Origin of the sequence: Natronococcus occultus SP4 (assembly GCF_000328685.1) — an archaeon.
Taxonomy (GTDB): domain Archaea; phylum Halobacteriota; class Halobacteria; order Halobacteriales; family Natrialbaceae; genus Natronococcus; species Natronococcus occultus.
This window is the reverse complement of record NC_019974.1, coordinates 1359957-1380594: the sequence shown is the minus strand read 5'-3', so window position 1 is coordinate 1380594 and position 20638 is coordinate 1359957. Positions and strand designations below refer to the sequence as shown.

Annotated in this window: 19 protein-coding genes and 1 tRNA gene; 11 read left to right on the top strand and 9 right to left on the bottom strand. The window is 66.5% G+C overall.

Going from position 1 to position 20638, the window contains the following annotated elements:
• Positions 1-216: 216 nt before the first annotated feature.
• Positions 217-2907 (top strand): phosphoenolpyruvate carboxylase, encoded by a 2691-nt coding sequence (gene ppc, locus NATOC_RS06765; protein ID WP_015320677.1) that lies wholly within the window; start codon positions 217-219, stop codon positions 2905-2907.
• Positions 2908-3033: 126 nt separating this feature from the next.
• Here the strand turns inward: ppc and NATOC_RS06760 are convergent, their stop codons facing one another.
• Positions 3034-3984: an AAA family ATPase gene (locus NATOC_RS06760; RefSeq protein ID WP_049888895.1), complete on the bottom strand. Its 951-nt coding sequence runs from the start codon at positions 3982-3984 to the stop codon at positions 3034-3036.
• Positions 3985-4110: 126 nt separating this feature from the next.
• Here NATOC_RS06760 and NATOC_RS06755 point away from each other — a divergent pair.
• The 3 genes from NATOC_RS06755 to NATOC_RS06745 all read left to right on the top strand — a co-directional run bounded on the left by NATOC_RS06755 (position 4111) and on the right by NATOC_RS06745 (position 6306).
• Positions 4111-4195, top strand: a tRNA-Ser gene (locus NATOC_RS06755).
• A 445-nt stretch (positions 4196-4640) separates the two neighbouring features.
• Positions 4641-6062: a 4Fe-4S ferredoxin N-terminal domain-containing protein gene (locus NATOC_RS06750; protein ID WP_015320675.1), complete on the top strand. Its 1422-nt coding sequence runs from the start codon at positions 4641-4643 to the stop codon at positions 6060-6062.
• A gap of 46 nt (positions 6063-6108) precedes the next feature.
• Positions 6109-6306 (top strand): hypothetical protein, encoded by a 198-nt coding sequence (locus NATOC_RS06745; RefSeq protein ID WP_015320674.1) that lies wholly within the window; start codon positions 6109-6111, stop codon positions 6304-6306.
• Positions 6307-6407: 101 nt separating this feature from the next.
• Here NATOC_RS06745 and NATOC_RS06740 read toward each other — a convergent pair whose 3' ends face one another.
• Positions 6408-7934: a (R)-citramalate synthase gene (locus NATOC_RS06740; protein WP_015320673.1), complete on the bottom strand. Its 1527-nt coding sequence runs from the start codon at positions 7932-7934 to the stop codon at positions 6408-6410.
• A 246-nt stretch (positions 7935-8180) separates the two neighbouring features.
• On the opposite strand from NATOC_RS06740, the gene hpt reads away from it, so the two are divergent.
• On the top strand, positions 8181-8741 hold the full coding sequence (gene hpt / locus NATOC_RS06735; RefSeq protein ID WP_015320672.1) for a hypoxanthine/guanine phosphoribosyltransferase: 561 nt from the start codon (positions 8181-8183) through the stop codon (positions 8739-8741).
• Here hpt and NATOC_RS06730 read toward each other — a convergent pair whose 3' ends face one another.
• Positions 8742-9095 (bottom strand): DUF192 domain-containing protein, encoded by a 354-nt coding sequence (locus NATOC_RS06730; protein WP_015320671.1) that lies wholly within the window; start codon positions 9093-9095, stop codon positions 8742-8744.
• A 103-nt stretch (positions 9096-9198) separates the two neighbouring features.
• Between NATOC_RS06730 and NATOC_RS06725 the strand changes: the two genes are divergently transcribed.
• The gene (locus NATOC_RS06725) at positions 9199-9765 is read left to right on the top strand and encodes a DUF7097 family protein (RefSeq protein ID WP_015320670.1); all 567 of its coding nucleotides are present in this window, start codon (positions 9199-9201) and stop codon (positions 9763-9765) included.
• Between the two features lie 83 nt (positions 9766-9848).
• On the opposite strand, the gene NATOC_RS06720 is transcribed toward NATOC_RS06725, so the two are convergent.
• Positions 9849-10052: a DUF5800 family protein gene (locus tag NATOC_RS06720; RefSeq protein ID WP_015320669.1), complete on the bottom strand. Its 204-nt coding sequence runs from the start codon at positions 10050-10052 to the stop codon at positions 9849-9851.
• A gap of 123 nt (positions 10053-10175) precedes the next feature.
• Here NATOC_RS06720 and NATOC_RS06715 point away from each other — a divergent pair, with 123 nt between their 5' ends.
• The 5 genes from NATOC_RS06715 (at position 10176) to NATOC_RS06695 (ending at position 15798) form a co-directional block, all read left to right on the top strand.
• Positions 10176-11045: a polymer-forming cytoskeletal protein gene (locus NATOC_RS06715; RefSeq protein ID WP_015320668.1), complete on the top strand. Its 870-nt coding sequence runs from the start codon at positions 10176-10178 to the stop codon at positions 11043-11045.
• A 268-nt stretch (positions 11046-11313) separates the two neighbouring features.
• Positions 11314-12177 carry an electron transfer flavoprotein subunit beta/FixA family protein gene (locus tag NATOC_RS06710; RefSeq protein ID WP_015320667.1) on the top strand — a complete coding sequence of 288 codons (864 nt, stop codon included), beginning with the start codon at positions 11314-11316 and terminating at the stop codon, positions 12175-12177.
• 2 nt (positions 12178-12179) lie between these two features.
• Positions 12180-13739: an electron transfer flavoprotein subunit alpha/FixB family protein gene (locus NATOC_RS06705; protein WP_015320666.1), complete on the top strand. Its 1560-nt coding sequence runs from the start codon at positions 12180-12182 to the stop codon at positions 13737-13739.
• Positions 13736-15415 (top strand): FAD-dependent monooxygenase, encoded by a 1680-nt coding sequence (locus tag NATOC_RS06700; RefSeq protein WP_015320665.1) that lies wholly within the window; start codon positions 13736-13738, stop codon positions 15413-15415. Before NATOC_RS06705 ends, NATOC_RS06700 begins: the two co-directional genes overlap by 4 nt.
• Positions 15415-15798, top strand: coding sequence for a hypothetical protein (locus tag NATOC_RS06695; RefSeq protein ID WP_015320664.1), 384 nt, complete (start codon positions 15415-15417; stop codon positions 15796-15798). The genes NATOC_RS06700 and NATOC_RS06695 overlap by 1 nt, the downstream gene beginning before the upstream one ends.
• Here the strand turns inward: NATOC_RS06695 and phoU are convergent.
• The 5 genes from phoU to NATOC_RS06670 form a co-directional block, all read right to left on the bottom strand.
• Complete coding sequence (gene phoU / locus NATOC_RS06690) at positions 15792-16463, bottom strand: phosphate signaling complex protein PhoU (RefSeq protein ID WP_015320663.1); 672 nt, start codon at positions 16461-16463, stop codon at positions 15792-15794. The genes NATOC_RS06695 and phoU overlap by 7 nt on opposite strands.
• Before the next feature lie 129 nt (positions 16464-16592).
• Positions 16593-17465 (bottom strand): phosphate ABC transporter ATP-binding protein PstB, encoded by an 873-nt coding sequence (gene pstB / locus NATOC_RS06685; protein WP_049888894.1) that lies wholly within the window; start codon positions 17463-17465, stop codon positions 16593-16595.
• A gap of 254 nt (positions 17466-17719) precedes the next feature.
• Positions 17720-18652 (bottom strand): phosphate ABC transporter permease PstA, encoded by a 933-nt coding sequence (pstA, locus tag NATOC_RS06680; RefSeq protein WP_015320661.1) that lies wholly within the window; start codon positions 18650-18652, stop codon positions 17720-17722.
• Complete coding sequence (gene pstC, locus NATOC_RS06675) at positions 18649-19659, bottom strand: phosphate ABC transporter permease subunit PstC (protein ID WP_015320660.1); 1011 nt, start codon at positions 19657-19659, stop codon at positions 18649-18651. Before pstC ends, pstA begins: the two co-directional genes overlap by 4 nt.
• A complete protein-coding gene (locus NATOC_RS06670; RefSeq protein WP_015320659.1) occupies positions 19656-20630 on the bottom strand; it encodes a PstS family phosphate ABC transporter substrate-binding protein in 975 nt (324 codons plus the stop codon). The genes pstC and NATOC_RS06670 overlap by 4 nt, the downstream gene beginning before the upstream one ends.
• Positions 20631-20638 lie beyond the last annotated feature (8 nt).

Sequence of the window (20638 nt, the reverse complement as noted above, 5' to 3'; positions counted from 1 at the left end):
GGCAGTACACTCCTGTACCGGGCGTCACGGATCGCTCGACGGTCACGGACTCCCCGATCCACGAGCAGTCGGAACTCCGACTGCTCTCGGTTGCGCTCGGAGCGTGACGGTTCACAGAAGCCGATCGTCCGCCCGAGACCATCAGGGAAAAAGATGTGTGAGGCAAGCCTTCGGGGCTGTACGGACCTTTTTAAGCCGTAGTGCGTACGGTGGCGTATGACACTGCATAACAGAACGGTCCGCCAGGACGTCCGCGAACTGGGCGAGCTTCTCGGCGACGTCCTCGAGGACCAGACCTCGCGGCGGGCGTTCGAGACGGTCGAATCCTGTCGGACGACGGCGATCGACTACCGCTCGGGCGAGCTCGAGTCGCGAGACCCGCTCGCGACCGAACTCAACAACCTCTCGCCCCACCAGCAGCGGATCGTCGCCAGAGCCTTCACGACGTACTTCGAGCTCATCAACCTCGCCGAGGAACGCGAGCGCGTCCGCTCGATCCGAACCAGCTCCCAGGAGGATACCCTCGAGGACAGCCTCGAGACGGCCGCGGCCGAACTCGCCGAAACGGACGTCGAGACGGTCCAGCAGGTCCTCGAGGACGTCCTGATCGAGCCGACGTTCACCGCCCACCCGACGGAGGCCCGGCGCAAGACGGTCAAATCGAAGCTGCGGACGATCTCGACCCACCTCGAGACGCTCGACGAGCGACTGCTGACCGACAAGGAGCGCGGTCAGGTCTGGCGAGATATCGATGCCGAGGTGACAAGTCTCTGGCAGACCCCCCAGGTACGGAAACGGCAGCCGGAGGTCGCCGACGAGGCCCGCAACGTCCAGTGGTACTTAGAGAACACGCTGTTCGACGTCGTCGGCGAGGTCTACGACGAGCTCGCGGACGCGATCGACGAGGAGGTCGGCCACAGCCTCGAGATTCCGAAGCTGTTCGAGTTCCGCTCGTGGGCCGGCAGCGACCGGGACGGCAACCCCTACGTGACCCCGGAGGTCACCGCGAACACCCTCGAGCGCCAGCGGGAGGTCGTCTTAGAGCAGTACCGCACCCAGCTCAAGCGTCTCTCGGGTGTGTTGAGCCAGGACGGCAGCCGGATCGACGTCGGCCCGGAGTTCGAGGCCGGCCTCGAGGACGACCGGGAACTGCTGCCCGGCAGCGCCCGTACCGCGGAAAACCGGTACCCCGGCGAGCCCTACCGCCAGAAGCTCAAACTCATGCGCGAGCGCCTGTCGCGGGTCGGGGACGTCCGGCCGGGCGGCTACGAGGAGGTCGACGAGCTGCTCGACGATCTCGAACTCGTCGCCAGAAGCCTGCGGAACAACGGCGCCGGAAGCGTCGTCGACGGCCACGTCGACCCGATCCGGCGGCAGGTCGCCACCTTCGGCTTCTCGCTTGCCAGCATGGACCTGCGGGACCACCAGCAGAAACACACCGACGCCATCGCCGCGGCGCTGGAACGGCAGGGGATCGACTACCACGGCCTCGACGAGGACGAACGGGTCGAGCTCCTGACCGACGCGGTCCTCCAGGACGAGCCCGTGATCGATCTGGAAGACACCAAGGGGCTCTCGGAGGATTCGGCCCGTGTGCTGACGCTGTTCGACGAGCTCGGCGACTGGCAGACCGAGTACGGCGTCCACGCGATCGACACCTATGCGATCTCGATGACCGAGGAGCCAAGCCACGTCCTCGAGGTCCTCTTTCTCGCCGATCAGGCCGACGTCGTCTCCTTGCCCGAACACTGCGGGATCGACATCGTCCCGCTGCTCGAGACCGAGTACGCTCTCTCGGGGGCTCGTCGGATCATGGGGACGCTGTTCGAGAACGAGGCCTACGCGCAGGCTCTCGAGGCCCGCAACGACACCCAGGAGATCATGCTGGGCTACTCCGACTCGAACAAGGAGAACGGCTTCCTCGCGGCGAACTGGTCGCTGTACAAGAACCAGCGTCGGCTGGGTGAGATCTGTGACGATCACGACGTGACGATGCGGCTGTTCCACGGTCGCGGGGGGTCGATCTCGCGGGGCGGCGGGCCGATGAACGAGGCGCTGCTGGCGCTACCGAACTCGACGGTGACGGGCCAGGTGAAGTTCACCGAGCAGGGCGAGGCGATCGCCGAGAAGTACGCCAACCCCCGAATCGCCGAGCGAAACATCGAGCAGATGTTAAACGCCCAGCTCCGGGCCCGGCTCTACGCTGAGGAGCAGCCCGAGGAGGACATCGACGAGGAGTGGATCGAAGCGATGGAGACGATGGCTGACACCGCTCGCCGAGAGTACCGCGACCTCCTCGAGAGCGAAGGGTTCGTCCGGTACTTCGAGCAGGCGACGCCGATCACCGTCATCGAGGACCTCGATCTTGGCTCGCGACCTGCTTCGCGATCCGGCGAGCGTACCGTCGAGGACCTGCGGGCGATCCCGTGGGTGTTCTCCTGGACCCAGTCGCGGTGTATCCTGCCGGGCTGGTACGCCCTGGCGACGGGGATCGACGCCTACCTCGAGGACGGCGGCTCCGAGGAGACCCTCCAGGAGATGTACGAGGAGTGGGCGTTCTTCCGCACGACGCTGGACAACGCCGCGCTCTCGCTGTCCCGGACCGAACTCGAGATCGCCGAAACCTACGCGGGAATGGCCGACGCCGACCTCCGCGATCGGTTCTTCCCGCGGCTGAGCGAGGAGTACGAGCGTGCGGCCGAGCTGGTGACGACGATCGGCGGGCGCGAGGAGCTTCACACCCGCGACTGGCTCGGCGAGAACCTCGAGCGACGAAACCCCTACGTCGACCCGCTGAACCTGCTGCAGGTCTACCTGCTCGATCGCACCCACCGCACCGACATCGAGGAGCGCACCCTGCGGCTGACGGTGAAAGGGATCGCGGCGGGGATGAAGAACACGGGGTAGCCGTCCCGCCCGACACCGTTCCGAAGACGCCGTCGACCGACCGAGGCGGTGAACCGCCTCGGGGTCAAGCCCCGGGCATTCGCCTCGACAGCCTGCAAAACCGGTACAGTCCGAGTGCGACTCCGATCAGTCGACCGTCGGCACCGGAACGCTCTCGAGGACGTCCGCGACGACTGCGCCCTTTTCGACCCGGTTGACCGTCGCGTCGGGAGTCAGAACGAGCCGATGAGCGAGGACGGGCTCTGCGACCCGCTTGATGTCGTCGGGCGTGACGTACTCCCGACCGACCAGCGCCGCGTACGCGCGGGCGGCCTCGAACAGCCGCTGGGTGCCACGCGGGGAGACGCCGACCTCGACGCGGCCGTCGGTGCGGGTCTCGCGAGCGACGGTCGCGACGTACTCGAGCAGGTCCGGCTCGACCCGGACCGCCTCGGGAACCGCCCGGAGTTGGTCGACCCGCTCCGGTTCGAGGACCGTCTCCACGGTCGGGCTCCCCGCCTCCCGGCTCGCGCGCCGTCGCAGCAGTTCCACCTCACCCTCGGCGTCGGGGTACCCCATCGACGTCTTGATCAGGAACCGATCGACCTGTGCCTCGGGGAGCGGGAAGGTGCCCTCCTGCTCGACGGGGTTCTGGGTCGCGATGACGAAGAAGGGGGCGGGCAGCTGGCGGGTCTCGCCGTCGACAGTGACCTGACCCTCCTCCATGGCCTCGAGCAAGGCGGCCTGGGTTTTCGGCGGCGCGCGGTTGATCTCGTCGGCCAGCACGATGTTGGCGAAGATCGGCCCCTCGGCGAACTCGAAGCGTCGCTCGCGCTCGTCGAAGACGTGGGTGCCGGTGACGTCCGCGGGCAGGAGGTCGGGCGTGAACTGGATCCGGGAGAAGGAGAGCCCGAGCGCCGTCGCGACGCTGCGGGCCGTCAGCGTCTTGCCGGTGCCGGGAACGTCCTCGAGGAGGACGTGACCCCGTCCGACGACGCCGACGAGGACGTCCTCAAGGAAGTCGCGATCGCAGACGACGGCGTTGCCGATCTCCTCGAGGACGGTCGAACACTCGCGGCTTGCCTGGGTGACGTCCATGCCGTCGACCTCGGAGGCGCGGGGCAAACGCTTTTCCCCTCGACTGTCACGTTCGTACGCCATCGATTCCCAGACGGCGCGACGATTCGAAACCGATAAAAACGTCACCGCGGTAGGTAGGAGTGAGCCGAGATAGCCTAGCCCGGCCAAGGCGGCAGATTCGAAATCTGCTGTCCTCACGGACTCGGGAGTTCAAATCTCCCTCTCGGCGCTTTTCAGCAGCACAACACGACGAGCGGAGCGAGTCGTCTGTGCTGCCGAAAACGATACAGCGGAGTTTGAACCAGGGAGTGAAGCGAGCACAGCGAGCGAAACGACCGTGGTTCAAATCACCCTCTCGGCGCTTTTGTAGCAACAAACCGCTGAGCGACGCGTAGCGGCGCGAGCTATCCGTTGCTGCAAGACAACCTCGGCGCTTTTGTGGCGGTATGCAGTATTCGAGCGGTACGCACACCAGTCGCGACTCTCGGACTCTCCTCCCGATACCGTCCCGATTCGACGACCGTTCGACGTTCCTACCGATCCCCACCCCTGATATGAGTCGCCATCGCTCGCAGGGAACCGCTTTATTTCCGCAGCTATGGGAGGGATCCCCGAACGAACATGGTGTCAAACAGTAACACAGTCCCGGCGACGAGACGAGGTGAGCGACCGCAATGAGCTCCGACGAGGACGGCCTCGGGAGCGATCCGTTCCACCCCCTCGGGGACGCCGCCGAGGAGGACTTCCGGGCCATGCTCGAGGACACCGAGTACGACGCGGATCTCGGGATGGCGATGGCCGAGGACGCCATGCGGGTCACGAAAGGTGAGCTCTCGGAGGCCGAGTTCCACGGGAAGTATCACGAGGACGTCCTCGAGGAGTTCGGCGAGGACCGGCGGCCGACGAAGGAGGCCTACGAGAACGCCAGGGAGGAGGCGAAGGGGACGCTTTCAGGAATGCTCGAGCGCTTCGGCGGCGACGGCGAGGACTCCCGTCGCGAGACGATGAAGAAGATGGGGGCCGGCGCCGCGGCCGTCGGGTTCGGCGCCTGGGCGAGCACCGACGACGGCGGGGAGCCACTCGCCGCTCAGGATGACGACGAGGAGGCGGGTGCACCGGGCGCCGACGAGGAGGAAGGGACCCAGTGGGGGATGACCCTCGATCTCGAGACCTGCGACGGCTGTCTCTCCTGTGTGGTCGCGTGCAACCAGGAGCACAACTGGAACGAGGGGGCCAACTGGATGTATATCATCGCCTACGAGGACGGAATCGTCGAGTCGCCCGACGCCGACGACTTCGAGGGGACGCGGGATTTCAACTACCTGATCCGGCCCTGCCAGCACTGTACCGACGCGCCCTGCGAGAAGGTGTGTCCGACGACGGCCCGACACACCCGCGACGAGGGCGGGCTCGTACTCACTGACTACGACGTCTGTATCGGCTGTCGGTACTGCCAGGTCGCCTGCCCCTACGGTGTCAACTACTTCCAGTGGGGCGAGCCCGAGACCGACGCACCCTCCGACGAACTCGACGAGGACATGATGTACGACCAGCGCGATCGCTGGGTCAGCGGCCGGGGGCCGCGCGGGGTCATGGAGAAATGCGTCTTCGATCCCCCTCGTCAGGACGGCCAGATGGGCGAGGAGATGGTCGGCACCACCGCCTGCGAGGACGCCTGCCCGCCGGGGGCGATCCAGTTCGGCGACATGAACGATCCCGAGAGCGATCCCCAGCAGTACGCCGACAACGTCGCGCTCGCCCGCGCTATCGAGCACGACCCGGACGAAGAGGAGCTCCAGGACGCCATCGCGATCCTGGAGGGCGAGGAGGAGCCCGCCGACGAGGACGACGACGACGGCCTGACCGAAGAGGAAGCCGAGCGACTCCTGCAGGGGGAGTACGGCACCGCCGACTCGACGTTCAGGCTGCTCGAGGAGTACAACACCCAGCCGAACGTTCTCTACATCGGCAACGAGCCGGGGCCGGACGCCGAGCAGGTTCCCGGACCGGTCGCCTACGACGACGTCGGTCAGGTCGACAATCGCAAGGACGTCCTCGACGAGGGGACGGTCGGTGACACCGACCTCTCGCTGTGAGGACGGCCTTCGAGGGCTTCATACTGCTCGAGGGGAATCTCCCGGTATGGAACTCCGCCAGCGCGTCGCGGTCGGAACGCTGTGGATCGCCGTCGCGGCGCTGATCGCGTACATGCTGTACCCGGTGACGTCGCTCGGGATCGACGCGGTACTCCAGCTGTTCGTGCTCGTCTTCGCACTCTTTCTCGCGGGCGTCTACCTGTTCAACCCCTGGGGCGTGCTCGATCGCCACCTCTTCCACTGAAAACAGAGTCGTGCCGACGTTCGCACGGACTACTGTCCGTCGGTTCCGGAGCCTACGGGCCGTCCTGCGGTCGCGCCGGCTACTCGAGACGGCAGCCCGTCTCAGTCGTCGGCCGGTGCGAGCGGCTGCGTGTCCCGTCCGAGCAGCCGATCGAGCGCGTCGACCATCGCCTCGACGCTAGCTCGCGTGATGTCGGCCTCGCTGCGGGCGACCGTGACCGAGCGGTCGTCCCGGACCATCGTCACCTCGACGGTGACGACGGCGTCGGTCCCGCCGGTGACGGCGTCGACGTGGTAGGACTCGAGTTCGGCGTCGGCCATCGAACCCAGCGCTTCCCGAACCGCGGAGACGGCGGCGTCGACGGGGCCGGAGCCGGTGCCGCTGGCGACCCGCTCCTCGCCCTCGACCGCGAGGCGGATGCTCGCGGTCGGGACCGCACCCCCGCTGGTCGCGTTCAGGTCCAGCAGTTCGACGACGCGCTCGCGGTCGTCGCCCGTGACGTCCTCGGCGATCGCAAGCAGGTCTGCGTCCGTAACGCGGCGACCGCGGTCACCGAGCTCGGTGACGCGGGTGGCGATTTCGGCGACCTCGTCGTCGTCGGCCTCGACGCCGTGTTCCTCGAGGGTCGCCGTGACGCCCGCTCGCCCGGTGTGTTTCCCCAGTGCGAGCCGTCGCTCGCGCCCGACCGTCTCGGGCGCGTAGGGCTCGTACATCTTGTCGTCCTTCAGGGTCCCGTCGGTGTGGATCCCGCTCTCGTGGGTGAAGGCGTTCTCGCCGATGACGGCCTTGTTCGGCGGTAGCGGCACGCCCGTTGCCCGCGAGACCCGTTGTGCGAGGTCGTACAGCTCCTCGAGTTCGGCGGTCTCGACGTCGTAGACGTGTGCCAGCGCGATCGCGACCTCTTCCAGGGCGACGTTACCGGCCCGCTCGCCGAGTCCGTTGACGGTGCAGTGGACCAGATCCGCACCCGCGGAGACCGCCGAGATCGCGTTCGCGACGCCCAGACCCAGATCGTCGTGGGTGTGGGCGCTGACGGGGCCGAGCTCGGCGAGCCGGGAGACGGCCTCGGCGGTGCGCTCGGGACCCGTATGGCCGACGGTGTCGGCGAAACACGTTCGATCGGCGCCCGCATCGAGAGCCGTCCCCATCAGCTCCTCGAGGTAGTCCAGATCGGCCCGGGAGCCGTCCTCGCCGATGACCTCGACCCACAGGTCGTGGTCGGTGGCGTACTCGACGAGGTCGGCCGTCTTCGCGAGGTTGTCCTCGCGGGAGGTACCGACCTTCCCCTCGACGTGGCGGTCGCTGGCGGGGACGACGATATGGACGCCGTCGACGTCACACTCGAGCGCGAGGTCGACGTCGCCTCTCATCCCCCGACAGAAGCTCGTCACGCGGGCGTCGAGGTCGAGATCGGTCACCCGTGAGATCGCCTGTCGTTCGCCCGCGCCGGTACAGGCGCTGCCGGCCTCGATGACGGCGACGCCGGCTCGCTCGAGCCCACGGGCGATCTCGACTTTCTCGTCGGGCGAAAGCGAGACACCCGGGGCTTGTTCGCCGTCGCGAAGCGTCGTATCGAGAAGGCGCACTGTACGGTCGGCTGCGATCGTCTGCTCCGGAGTCGTAGTCACGAAGGAAGGGTTATTTCCGCCCTGGAATTTCGCGCCCAGCCGGGTTGCCCCGACTTCCTCTATCCTCGGACTCCGGCGTTGAGAACGAATCTCGTGCCATCGTACCACAGTCTATTCGGACAGAGCGACTTAACCCCGCCGGTCACGGCACCATCTGCACCCGCCCCGTCGGTGTCACCCCTCGACGCACGACTCGAACGACGCACGGACCCGAACGACCATCGGGCACCCTGCCGTAGCAAGGCCATGGACCCTACGCTGGAGCCGCTCGCACGGTCGCTCCGCGCGGCGCCCGTCGTCGACCGCGACGGCTACGACTACTTCGTCCACGGCGTCACCGACGGCGTTCCGCTCGTCGAACCCGACGTCCTCGAGGCCGTCGTCGACGGTTTCCGGGAACGGATCGACTTCGAGGACGTCGACGTCCTCGTCGCGCCCGAGGCGATGGGGATCCACCACGCCACGGCGCTCTCGACGGCGACCGGTGTCCCGTTCGTCGTCGTCCGCAAGCGCTCCTACGGCTTCCCGGACGAGGTCGCGATCCACCAGGAGACCGGCTACGGCGAGAGCGAGCTCTTCCTGAACGGGGTCGAGGCCGGCGATCGGGTCATCCTCGTCGACGACGTCCTCTCGACGGGAGGCACGATCGAGGCCGTCTGTACGGCTCTCGAAGACGTCGGCACGGAGCTCGTCGACGTCGCGGTCGTCCTCCGACGGATCGACCGCGATCGCGAAGGGTTCGATAGATCGGTGACGGCGCTGTTCGACGTCCGGGTCGTCGACGGCAGACTCGAGATCGTCGAGTAGTCACGTCGGCTCGAGGACCAGCTCGTCGCCGGACTCGACGCCGTCGGCCGCTCCGGCGGGCAGCTCGAGCAGCAGGTCGGCCTCGCTGCGGGCGATCCCCCGCCAGGGCCGGAGCCGTTCGACGCGCTCGACGACGCCGTCGACGACCCAGATCACGTCGAGCGGGACGAAGACGAACAGCATGTGCACGTCGCGGGACCGCACCGACCCAAACCGGAACGCCAGCGCGTATCCGTCGGGTAGCGAACGGCGGAACATGAGTCCGCGGAGCTGAGCGAGCGCGGAGTCGGCCGTCTCAACGGTCGCGGCCAGCTGGCGGGCGGCGCCGGTTTGCGGATGATGGCGCAGTCGCACGACCTCGAGTGCCCGCTGCGAGGACAAAAGCTTCCCGTCGAGCTCGAGCGGTGAGTTCGAATCGGCGAGAGGTTGAAACGTCGCGCTCGCCAACGGGACAGCGATGGAGAAAACGCCGCGAGGAACGTCCGTCGGCGTCGACGACCCCTACGCGTTCGCCGGCGTCTGTGACCACTGCACGGACGACGGGCGGTGTCGGTACGCCTTCGAGCGTCCCGACGCCGATCCCTCGTTCGCCCGCGAACGGGCCGCCGAGAAGTACGCCTGTCCCGTCCACGACCCCGATCGTGAGGAGACACCGGCCGACTGTCCCCACTTCCGGTCGCGAAACCGCGACCGGGAGTGTGTCCGCTGTGGCCTCGAGGAGAGGCGACTCGCCCACGACGACGAGCGCCCGCTGCTCGAGGAGCACCACCTCTCGTACGCCGACGAGACCGACTCGGCAAGCGAGGACGGCGACGCCGACGCGGGGACCGACGAGCTCTCCCACGAGATCACGGTCTATCTCTGTCGGTGGTGTCACTCGAAGGTCCACTCCTCGTGGGCGCGGATCGACGACGACGCCAGCCCGGATCCGGAGGCGATCGCCGAACTCGAGGGCCGACGGAGTCGCGAGCGGGCGGAGCTGGGGTTCGAATCCGCGGCAACCCGCTACGGAGACGACGGGTAGCCGTCGCTGCCGACGGGTATCCGTCGCTGCCGGTCGAAACGCGGACGCCGCGAGGACCCGCAACGCGATCGGCGCCGAACGCGTCAGTTCTTCGGGAGGATGTCGCCGACGCGGCGGGGTTCGCCCTGCAGGTTCGGCTGCTCGGCGACGATCTTCAGCACTTCGTGGTCGGTCACGTCGTAGTAGGACTTCTCGGTGGCTTCCTCGATGAGTTCCCGTTCGAGGCGAAACTCGGTGCCTTCGTACACGACGTCGACACCCTCGTCGTCGAACGCAAGCGTCGTCATACCCCACCGTAGGCGATCCCCCGATAAAAACCGGACGCCTGTGGTCGCACGCACTCGACCGCCGCAGCGCCCGCGGCCGAATCGCGCGAGATTTATTACCCGGCGCTCGTATTGGTTGCGAACGTGGCGTTTCGCAGGGATCCGCTCGACGAACTCGTCGTCCCCGACGGGACCGAAGCCAAGGAAGTCGCCCTCGAGACCGACGGGGACGTGCTGGTCGGCGCCCGCTCGACCGTCGAGTTCGGCGTCCGCGGCCGGAACGTCCTCGCCGGCGAGAGCGTCGAGTTCGGCGGGGATATCGAGGCCGAGGCCGACTGCCGGCTCGACATGTGGTGTGACGTCGCCGACAACGTCTTGGTCGGCCAGGACGCCTACATCGGCGAGCGCGTTCACATCGGCGGCGAGATGAAAGTCGCCGGCGACCTCGATATCGGTGACGACGTCGAGATCGACGAGGGGTTCGAGGCCAACGGCTGGATCGTCATCCGGAACCCGATGCCGACGATCGTCTTTCTGTTCGTCTACCTCAAACAGCTCCTATTGATCGGCGAGGAGGACGCCGCCCAGCGGCTCGTCTCCCAGCTCGTCGACGACGAGGACGAAGACGAAGACGCGGAGCCGACTCCCGACCCGCTGATCGTCCCCCGCAACGCGACGGTGAGCGACGACGCCTGGCGGGTCTCGACGCCCGCGACGATCGGCGACGGCTGTCGGCTCCACGGTAACATCCGCGCCGAGTCGATCGACGTCGGCGAGGACTGCAACGTTTTCGGCAGCCTGCGGGCCCGCGAGGACGTCTCGGTCGGCGAGGGAACCCGCATCCACGGCGATCTGACGACCCGCAGCGGCGACGTCGTCGTCGAGCCCGGGGCGCGGATCCTGGGCGACGTCTCCTGTCACGACCTCGAGCTGGGTCCGGGCGCCGAGGTCGACGGCTCGATCCGGGCCGACGGGGAGATCACGATGCGGACGACCGAGCGCGATCTCGAGTAGGGCTCGATCACGAGGATCGACGATTCTCGAACCACTTGTCCCCCGGTACTTCACAAGTTCGTCTATCGCGACTCGCTCGACTGAGAACGACGAGCCGACCGTTCCACGTGGCGTCGAACGCCTCGACCGAACGGTTTCCGTCGTTTCGGACGGGTTTCGGACCGGTCTCTCTCCCGGCGATTCCGACCCCGCATTCTTAATAGTGTCAGCTCCGTTAGGACCAGTCGAGAATGGTGCGAGTGATCAACTACCAAAGAGGGGTGAGATCGTGCGATCGATCGTACTGACGAAAGGGGTGCCGGACTTCTCGGAGGGGGCAGTCTCCTTCGACGAGGACGGCCACCTGGAACGGGGGAAGACGCCGACGGTAATGAACCCGAACGACGCGTTCGCGCTCGAGGCAGCGCTTCAGACGCGGGTGCGCCACGGGGGCCACGTTAGCGCGATGAGCATGGGACCGCCAGGATACGGCGACGTCCTGCAGGAGGCAATGGAGTCGGTGTACGCCGACGACAGCTACCTGCTGTCGGACCGGGAGCTCGCGGCCTCCGACACGTGGGCGACGGCGATCACCGTCAGCTCCGGGATCGAGAAATACCGCGAGGAGGTCGCCGACGTCGACCTCGTCTTCGCGGGCTTCAAGACCGCCGACGGGGAGACCGGCCAGACCGGTCCCCAGACCTGCTGGGCGCTCGACTGGCCGATCGTCACCCACGTCATCGCGCTCGATATCGATCCCGACGAGCGCCGACTGCGGGCGAAGCGACTCGTCGAGGGTGACGTCGACGAGATCGAAACCGTTGAGGCACCCCTTCCCTGCGCGGTCGTCACCGACCCGGAGTTCGAGCCGACCTACCGAAAGGCCGCCCACCGGCTGACTCACAAGCGCCTCCGATCCGAGACCGAAGAGCGGGCCGCCGAGCACGACGAGCACCTGACGACGTGGGATCACGTCGACCTGAACCTCGATCCCGACTACATCGGCCTCGACGGCTCGCCGACGATCGTTTCCTCGGTCGACCCGATCCCGAAGGCGCCCTCGGAGCGGGAGGCGACGATGATCGATCCCGCAGACGGGGCGGCGATGGAGCCCGTCCTCGAGGAGCTACAGCCGTTCGCGGGGGGTGACTGACGATGGCACTCGATCCCGACGAGTACACGGCCGAGGAACTGGGCGAAGAGCTCGACACCCTCGAGGACGTCGACGAACTGCAGGCGGTACTGGAAGCCGAACAGGCGAGCAAGGACCGCAAGACCGCCCGCGAGGCGATCCACCGTCGCCTCGAGGAGCTCGGCGAGACGGGCGGCGACGGCGTCGAGGAGGGAACCGAGACGGAAGGCGAGTACGAGGAGACCAAAGAGGACGTCGGCGACGAGGCGGAAGGCGAAGAGGTAGACGAGGTCGACGAGGACGCGGACGACGGCGAGGGTGACGAGGAGGACGAAGACGACGAGCTCTCTCACCCGACGCGGGACAAGAAACACGTCCGGGCGCTCGACGGCGGCGAGTACGCCGACATGTGGGTGTTCTGCGAGACCCAGCAGGGAGAGCTGCTCGAAGTCTCGCGGGAGATGCTGGGGAAGGCCCGGGAGCTGATGGACCAGTTCGAGGAAGACTATGGAAGCGAGGAGCGCGTTGTCGCCTTCCTGATGGGCGAGGACTGCGAGGATCTGGCCGAGGAGTCGATCGCCTACGGCGCCGACGTCGCGGTCTACCACGACGACCAGCGGCTGGAACGGTTCCTGCACAAGCCCTACACCGAGATCGCGGCCCACATGGCCCGCGGACAGGGGACGATCGAGAGCACGGACTGGCGCGAGTACGACGAGCCCCGCTATATCCTGTTCCCGGCGACGAACAACGGACGGGACCTCTCGGCGAAGGTCCAGGCCGAACTCGACTCCGGACTCGCCTCGGACTGTTCGGACCTCTACATCGAGGAGAACGAGGTGTCGAACCCGGTCAAGACCGGTGAACCGGGCGTCAAGAAGACCTTCGAGAAGGTCCTGCACATGAAGCGCCCGGACTTCTCGGGGTTCGAGTACTCGACGATCCTCTGTCTGGACAATCCGAGCCGGGACTTCCACCCGCAGGGTGCATCGATCATTCCCGGCAGTTTCGAGCCGATGGATCCCGACGACGACCGGGAGGGGCTCGTGATCGAACACGACATGGAGCTCGAGGACGACTGGTTCCGCGTCGAGATCACCGAGCACGACCGGCTCGAGGCCGGGATCGACCTTACCGGACACGACGTGATCGTCTGTCTGGGTCGGGGGATCGCCGACGACCCTACCCGCGGGATGGAGCTGGGACTCGACCTCGTCGACGCCTTCGAGGACGCCGAACTCGGTATCACGCGGGGGATCGTCACCTCGGCCTACCAGTTCGAGGGCCACGTCGAGGAGTACTCGAAGGAGGAACGCCAGATCGGCGAGACGGGACAGGTCGTCGCGCCCGACGTCTACATCGCCGCGGGCGTCTCCGGAGCGGTCCAGCACAAGGTCGGAATGGACGAGTCGGACACGATCGTCGCGATCAACACCGACCCCGACGCCAGGATCCGGGATTTCAGCGACTACTTCGTCGAGGGCGACCTGTTCGAGGTGCTGCCCCGGCTGACCGAGGCCGTCGAATCCGGCGAAACCCGACTCGAGGCCGTCGCCGACGGGAGCGGGGGTGAGGACCGATGAGCGCCGGAAGCGAGCACGAACACTACGAGGCGGTCGTCGTCGGCTGCGGTCCCGGCGGCGCGGCCGCCGCGGCCAGACTCGCGGAACACGGCGTCGAGACCCTCGTCTTAGAGCGGGGCGTCGAGGCGGGTTCGAAGAACGTCTCCGGCGGGCTGATCTACGCCGAGGACTCGGCCCCCTACACGATCGACGATCTCTTCGACGGCTTCCGCGAGAAGGCAGCCGAACGTCCCGTCACCGACTACCGGATCCACAACATCGCCGGTGACAAGGTCAAGACCTACGACCTGACCGACCTCCACGAGCACGACACCGACTGGTGTGACGCCGTGCTCCGCCGGAAGATGGACTCGTGGCTCCAGCGACGGGTTCACGAGAAGACCAGCGAGACGGGCGGTGGCGTGCTGACGAACGTGCGGGTGAACGGCCTCCTCCGAGAGGAGGGAGAGATCGTCGGCGTCACCTGCGACGAACTGGACCCGATCGAGGCCGACCTGATCGTCGCCGCCGACGGCGTCAACTCCGAGCTGGCCCGTGAGGCAGGGCTCATGGACTGGGAGGAACCCGACGAGTGGTTCCAGGGTGTCAAGGCGGTCGTCGATATGGATCCCGAGGCGGTCAACCATCGGTTCGGGATCGACGACGAGGAGGGTGTCGCCCACCTGTTCTCGGGCGACCTCTTCGAGGACGTCCGCGGCGGTGGCTTTCTGTACACCAACGCCGAGTCGCTGTCGATCGGGACCGTCTTCCACCTCGACAGCCTCGTCGCCCAGCAGGCCGAGCCCCACGAGCTGCTCGACGCCCTGCTGACCCATCCCGTGATGGCCCACTGGATCGGCGACGGCTACGACGAGCGGGAGTACGCCGCGAAGCTCGTCCCCGACTCGAAGAAGGTCGCCCACCGCGACCCCTACCGGGATCGCCTGGTGCTGGTCGGGGACGCTGCCGGCCAGATGCAGGCCCAGGGCCCGATCATCAAGGGGATGAACCACGCCGTCACCGCCGGGGCGCTGGCGGCCGACGCCTTCGCGATCACGCGGGGTAACGCCGACCCCGAGGCTGCGGGACGTCGCTATGCGAAACTGCTCGCGGACTCGGGGACGATGGCCAAGCTCCGCCCCAAACAGTACGAGCTCACCCGACCCGTCGGCGAGCGCGAGACGGTCACGAACGCGGTGGATCGCGTCCTCGAGTCCCCGCTCGGTCGCGTCGCGCTCGGGAACCCGGTGGCCGACCGCGTCCTCGAGCGGGCGTACAACTCGCCGTTCCTGGTGTCGATGCTGCCCGACACCCGCACCGGGTACACGACGCTGCCGACGGTGATCGGCGAGGCTCGCGGGAAGAGCATCCGCTGGAAGAACGACGCCGAGCCGCCGAGCCTCGAGGAGCGGATCGGCGACCTCACCTACGACACCGACGTCGGGAACCCCCACATCGAACTGCGCGACGAATCGGTCGAGGCCAGCGGAGCCGCGGTCTACGCCTGTCCCGTCAGCGCCGAGGAGTTCGGCGGGGGCTGTTACCGCACGGAACGGGTGAAGACGAACGGCGACGAGGAGACCCTCGTCAGCCTCGACACCCAGCCCTGCGTGGAGTGTGGCACCTGCGCGATCGTCGCCGACACCGAGTGGGAACACCCCCGCGGCGGGAAGGGCGTCGAGTTCCGCGAAGGCTGATGAGCCGGTACGGATCCAGGATCGCCGCGCTCGCCCGGCAGGCCGAACGCGACCGGGCAGCCGTCGAACTCGCCGACGCTGACACCGAGGCCGCCCGCGAGTACCTCCGCGAGGGGGCGGGGCAGGCGATCTGGTGGTACGTCGAGGCCCGGACCGGCGAACGGCCCGTCGCGTTCTCGACGGCCGAGTTCGCGGCCATAGAGCGGGCGATGAACGACTGGCTCGAGTGTTACACGCGGTGTTACGGGGTCGAACTCGAGGCCGACTTCACGGTCCGGCAGGCCGCCGAGCTGTTGCTCGAGACCAGAAACGTCGTCGACACGGCCCAGCTGCTGACGGGCGTTCCGGAGCGACGAAGACGAACGGCAGGCGCCGATCAGTAGATGAGTTCGTCGTCGTTCTCGACCATATAGAGGGTGCGGGCGGCGATGTTGACTGCGTGGTCGCCGACCCGTTCGAGGTCCCGAATCGTCAACAGCAGCCGCGAAACGTCCTGGAGGATCCGCTCGACCTCCTCGGGGGAGTCGAGTTCCCGTTCGATCAGATCCCGGACGACGATCCCGCTGGCTCGCTCGGCGAACTGGTCGATATCGTCGTCGCGCTCGGCGAGCTCCCGACAGCCGTCGGTGTCCTCGGTGTCGTAGGCGATCATCGCGTCCTCGACCATCTCGAGGGTCAGTTCGCCCATCGCCTGAATGTCGACGTCGGGGAACCGGTCGTGCTCGGCGTCGTGAGTGTACTCGCCGAGGTTGACCGCGAGGTCGCCGATCCGTTCGAGGTCGGTGATGATCTTGAACGTCGAGGCGATAAAGCGGAGATCGCTGGCGACGGGCTGTTGGAGTGCCAGCAGCTCGATGCAGTCCTGCTCGAGCTCGAGGTACAGCTCGTTGACCTCGCTGTCGCCTTCCATCACTTCGTCCGCGAGCTCCGTGTCCTTCTGCTCGAGCGCGGAGAGTCCCATGCGGAGCCGCTCCATGACGACCTCGCTCATGTAGAGGACGTCCTCGCGGAGCTCCTCGAGTTTCTCCTGATACGACTTTCTGGCCATGGTTCAGCCACCCGTGCGGGCGAAGATATAGCTTGTGCTCGGGTGAGCCGGCCGTACGGGGGGTCGGCGGATCGTAGCGGGTACGTTCGTCTCCGAAAGGAACGAAAAGTCGGACTGCCAGCGAGGGAACTACCCGAACTTGCCGGTGATGTAGTCCTCGACGCGGTCGCTCTCGGGGTTCTCGAAGATCTTGTTGGTGTCGTCGAACTCGACGAGGTTCCCGCCGGTGAGGAAGACGGCGGTCTTGTCGGAGATGCGGGCCGCCTGCTGCATGTTGTGGGTGACGATCGCGACGGTGTACTCCTGGGCGAGTTCCTCGACCAGGTCCTCGATCTTCGAGGTCGCGACCGGGTCCAGTGCCGAGGCGGGCTCGTCCATCAGGATGACCTCGGGGTCGGTCGCGATCGCACGGGCGATACAGAGCCGCTGTTGTTGCCCGCCCGAGAGGTCGAGGCCGCTCTCGTCTAGCTGATCCTCGACCTCGTCCAGCAGGGCGGCTCGCTCGAGCGCTTGATGGACCTTCTCCTCGACGTCGTCGTCTTTCCCCTGGACGCGCAACCCGTAGGCGACGTTGTCGAAGATCGACTTGGGGAAGGGGTTTGGCTTCTGGAAGACCATCCCGATCTTCCGGCGCAGGGCGACGGGGTCGACGTCCTCGTCGTAGATGTCCTTCCCGTGGAAGTACAGCTCTCCCTCGACGCGGGCGACGTCGATCAGGTCGTTCATCCGGTTGATCGACCGCAGGAAGGTGGATTTCCCACAGCCCGAGGGACCGATGAGTGCCGTCACCTGCTTCTCGGGGATGTCCATGTTGATTCCTTGCAGGGCCTGCGTGTCGCCGTAGAAGACATCGAGGTTCCGAGACTCGATGATCGCGTCGTCGACACGCGGCGATCCGAGCGGTTCGTCGGCGCTTGGCATCTCGGCTCCGGATCCGGTGCTGGCCGGCGCCGTCTCTTCGGGTGTCGTCTCGACCGCTTCGGACCCGCTGTTTGCAGTCATACCGGTTGTCTCGGCATTGGTGCTGAGCAAGTTACCGATTGCGAAACGCCCGCGGTCGGAGCCGACCGACGCGAGCGTCGATCGCAGCCCGGTTCGCCGGTCGCTCGTCTCGTCGCTCATCACGTCAGCGAAGGGACGGCACCCCTAAATACCATACTATGTCTTCTATATAGCGCTATAGTCCTCGCGATCTCTCGAGCGGTATCGGACGAAGCGAGCGGTTCTCGAGGACAACGGCGGTATAGAGATTCGAATCAGGCCCGCCGATCGTACCGGTTCCTGACGAGGATCGCGACCGCGTTCATCAACAGGAGGATCGTTAGCAGGACGACGATCCCGGCCGCGGCAACGTGCTGGAACGCCGCGTCGGGTAGCGTCACCCAGTCGAAGATCGTCGTCGGCATCGCGCTGAAGGCACCGGTCGGATCGGTCAGCTCCGGCGGAGCGAACATCGACGACGCCGCACCGACCATCAGGATCGGAGCCGTCTCGCCGATCGCCCGCGACAGCGAGAGGATGATCCCCGTCATGATACCGGGGATCGCCTCCGGAAGGACGACGTTGCGGATCGTCTGCCACTTCGTCGCACCGGTGCCGTAGGAGGCCTGACGCATCGAATCCGGAACCGCCCTGAGCGCCTCCTGGGAGGAGACGATGACGATCGGCAGGATAAGCAGCGTCAGGGTCAACGCACCGGCGATCAGGCTCGCTCCGGTCTGGAGCGCCCGAACGAACATCGCCAGCCCGAGCAGCCCGTAGACGATCGAAGGAACGCCCGCCAGGTTCGTGATGTTTGCCTCGATGAACTGCGTGAGGCGGGTGTCAGGGGCGTACTCCTCGAGGTAGATCGCCGCGCCGACCCCCAAGAAGAGGGTAAACACCGCCGTCAGCACGATCAGGTAGATCGAGCCGACGATTGCGGGATAGATTCCGGCCGGACCCGTCTCCAGGTTCCCGTAATTCTCGGGGATGAAGTGTTCCGGTACCTGCGACGGTGGGTGGGTGAGAAACTCCCAGGTGAGCCAGCCCCAGGCCTCGTAGAGCACGTCCGCGAGCAGGGCGATCAGGGCGACGATGCCGACCATCGCCGCGGAGATACACAGCCCGAGGAAGATCTGCCCGTAGAGTCGCTTGCGTGCGATCGACGATCCTTCGAAATCGAACGTCGTGTCGGTATCAGCGCTCATTGGTACTCCTCCCGGTACCGGGACCGAATCCACATGCTAAAGACGTTCATCGCGAACGTCATCGCGAACAACAGCAATCCGACAGCAAACAGGCTCTGGTACTGAACCGAGCCGACCGAGACGTCGCTGATCCCGACCTGAACCATATAGGAGGTCATCGTCTGCATCTCCTCGAGAAGGTTCGCCGAGATCTGGGGATACATCCCCATCGCGATCGCGACCGCCATCGTCTCGCCGATCGCCCGCGAGAGCGCGAGGACGTACGCGGCGAGGATCCCCGACAACGAGGCGGGGACGACGACCTGGGTCGACACCTCGAATCTGGTCGCCCCGAGTCCGAAGGCGGCGTTGCGAAGCGAGTCGGGGACCGAGCTCATCGCGTCCTCCGACAGCGACGAGACCATCGGGATGATCATCACGCCGACGACGATTGCGGCCGAGGCCGCGTTGAACGTCCCCGTCTGCGGGAAGATAGACTGGATGATCGGCGTGATAAACGAGAGCGCGAAGAAGCCGTAGACGATCGTCGGGATCCCGGCGAGGATCTCGAGGATCGGCTTCAGGGTGCGACGAACGCGCTCGTCGGCGTACTCCGAGAGGTAGATGGCGGTGAGCGTCCCGACCGGAACCGCGATGATCGCGGCGCCGACGGTGACGACGAGCGTCCCCCAGACCAGCGGGAGAACGCCGTAGCTCGTCGGCTCGATCAGCGGCGACCAGTCGGTCCCGGTGAGGAACTCGACGAGCGTCACCTGCGCGGCGAGGCCGTCGCGCAACGCATCGAGAACGCCACCGATCGAGTCGGCCGCGAACGCGCTCCCGAGGACGTCGACGAGCGTCTCCTCACGGAAGAAGCCGACGGCACCGTTAACGAGCACGAGGATGATCGCGACCGTCGTCAGCACCGTTACGAGCGCACAGGCAAAGAACGCGTACCGGGCGACCCGGTCGCCAAGCGTCCCGACGTCGTTGCCCGTCCTCGAGAGGTCGACCGGTTCCGAACTCATGTGTACCTCCCGATATACTCCTCGAGTAGCTCCCGCTGTTCCTCGCGGGTTTCGTCGGGAATGGCGTAAAAGCCGACGTCGAGAGCGGTTTCCTGGGTGTTCTCGAGGTAGAACCGCATGAAATCGCGGAACTCCTCGCGGGCGAGTTCCTGCAGGTTCACGTAGACGTACATCGGCCGCGACAGTGGCGTGTACGTCTCCTGTTCGATCGTCTCCGCGGTCGGCTCGACCGGTCCGTCGCCGTCGTCGATGGCGATCAGGTCGACGTCGTCCTCGTTCTCGTAGTAGAACCCGGCACCGCCGAAACCGACGGCGTAAGGGTTGCCCTCGACGCCGCGGACGATCATGTTGGTGTCGGCCGTCCCGGTGTAATCCGAGCGGATGTTGCCCGACTCGCCGTTGACCGCCTCGGTGAAGTAGTCGAACGTCCCCGACGCCGAGTCCCGCCCGTAGAAGCTGATCTCCTCGTCGGGCCACTCCTCGCGGAGGTCGCTCCAAGTCTCGACGTCCGACCCGCTCTCCCAGAGCGCGCTCAGTTCCTCGGTCGTGAGCGACTCACACCAGTCGTTGTCCGGGTTCTTCATGATCGCGATCCCGTCCATGACGACCTCGAGTTCGAGCCACTCGACGCCGTTTCCCTCACAGAGTTGCTCCTCGTCCTCGTAGATCTCGCGACTCGCGTCGGCGAGGTGGATCTCGTCGCGACAGAGGCTCTGGAACCCGGCTCCCGTCCCGGAGCCGCTGACCGAGACGCGAACCTGGTTGTTCTCCCACTGAAACTGTCTCGCGACTGCGGCGCTGTTCGGTAACAGCGTGTCCGAGCCGTCGACGACGATCTCACCCTCGAGACCGCTGTCCTGGCCGCGGACGAGACAGCCAGCCGTTCCCACCAGCCCCGCGCTGGCAGCGCCGAGCAGCACGTGACGGCGAGAAATCGCACCGTCAGAACCTGATCTCGGGTCGTTGCCCATCGGGTGAC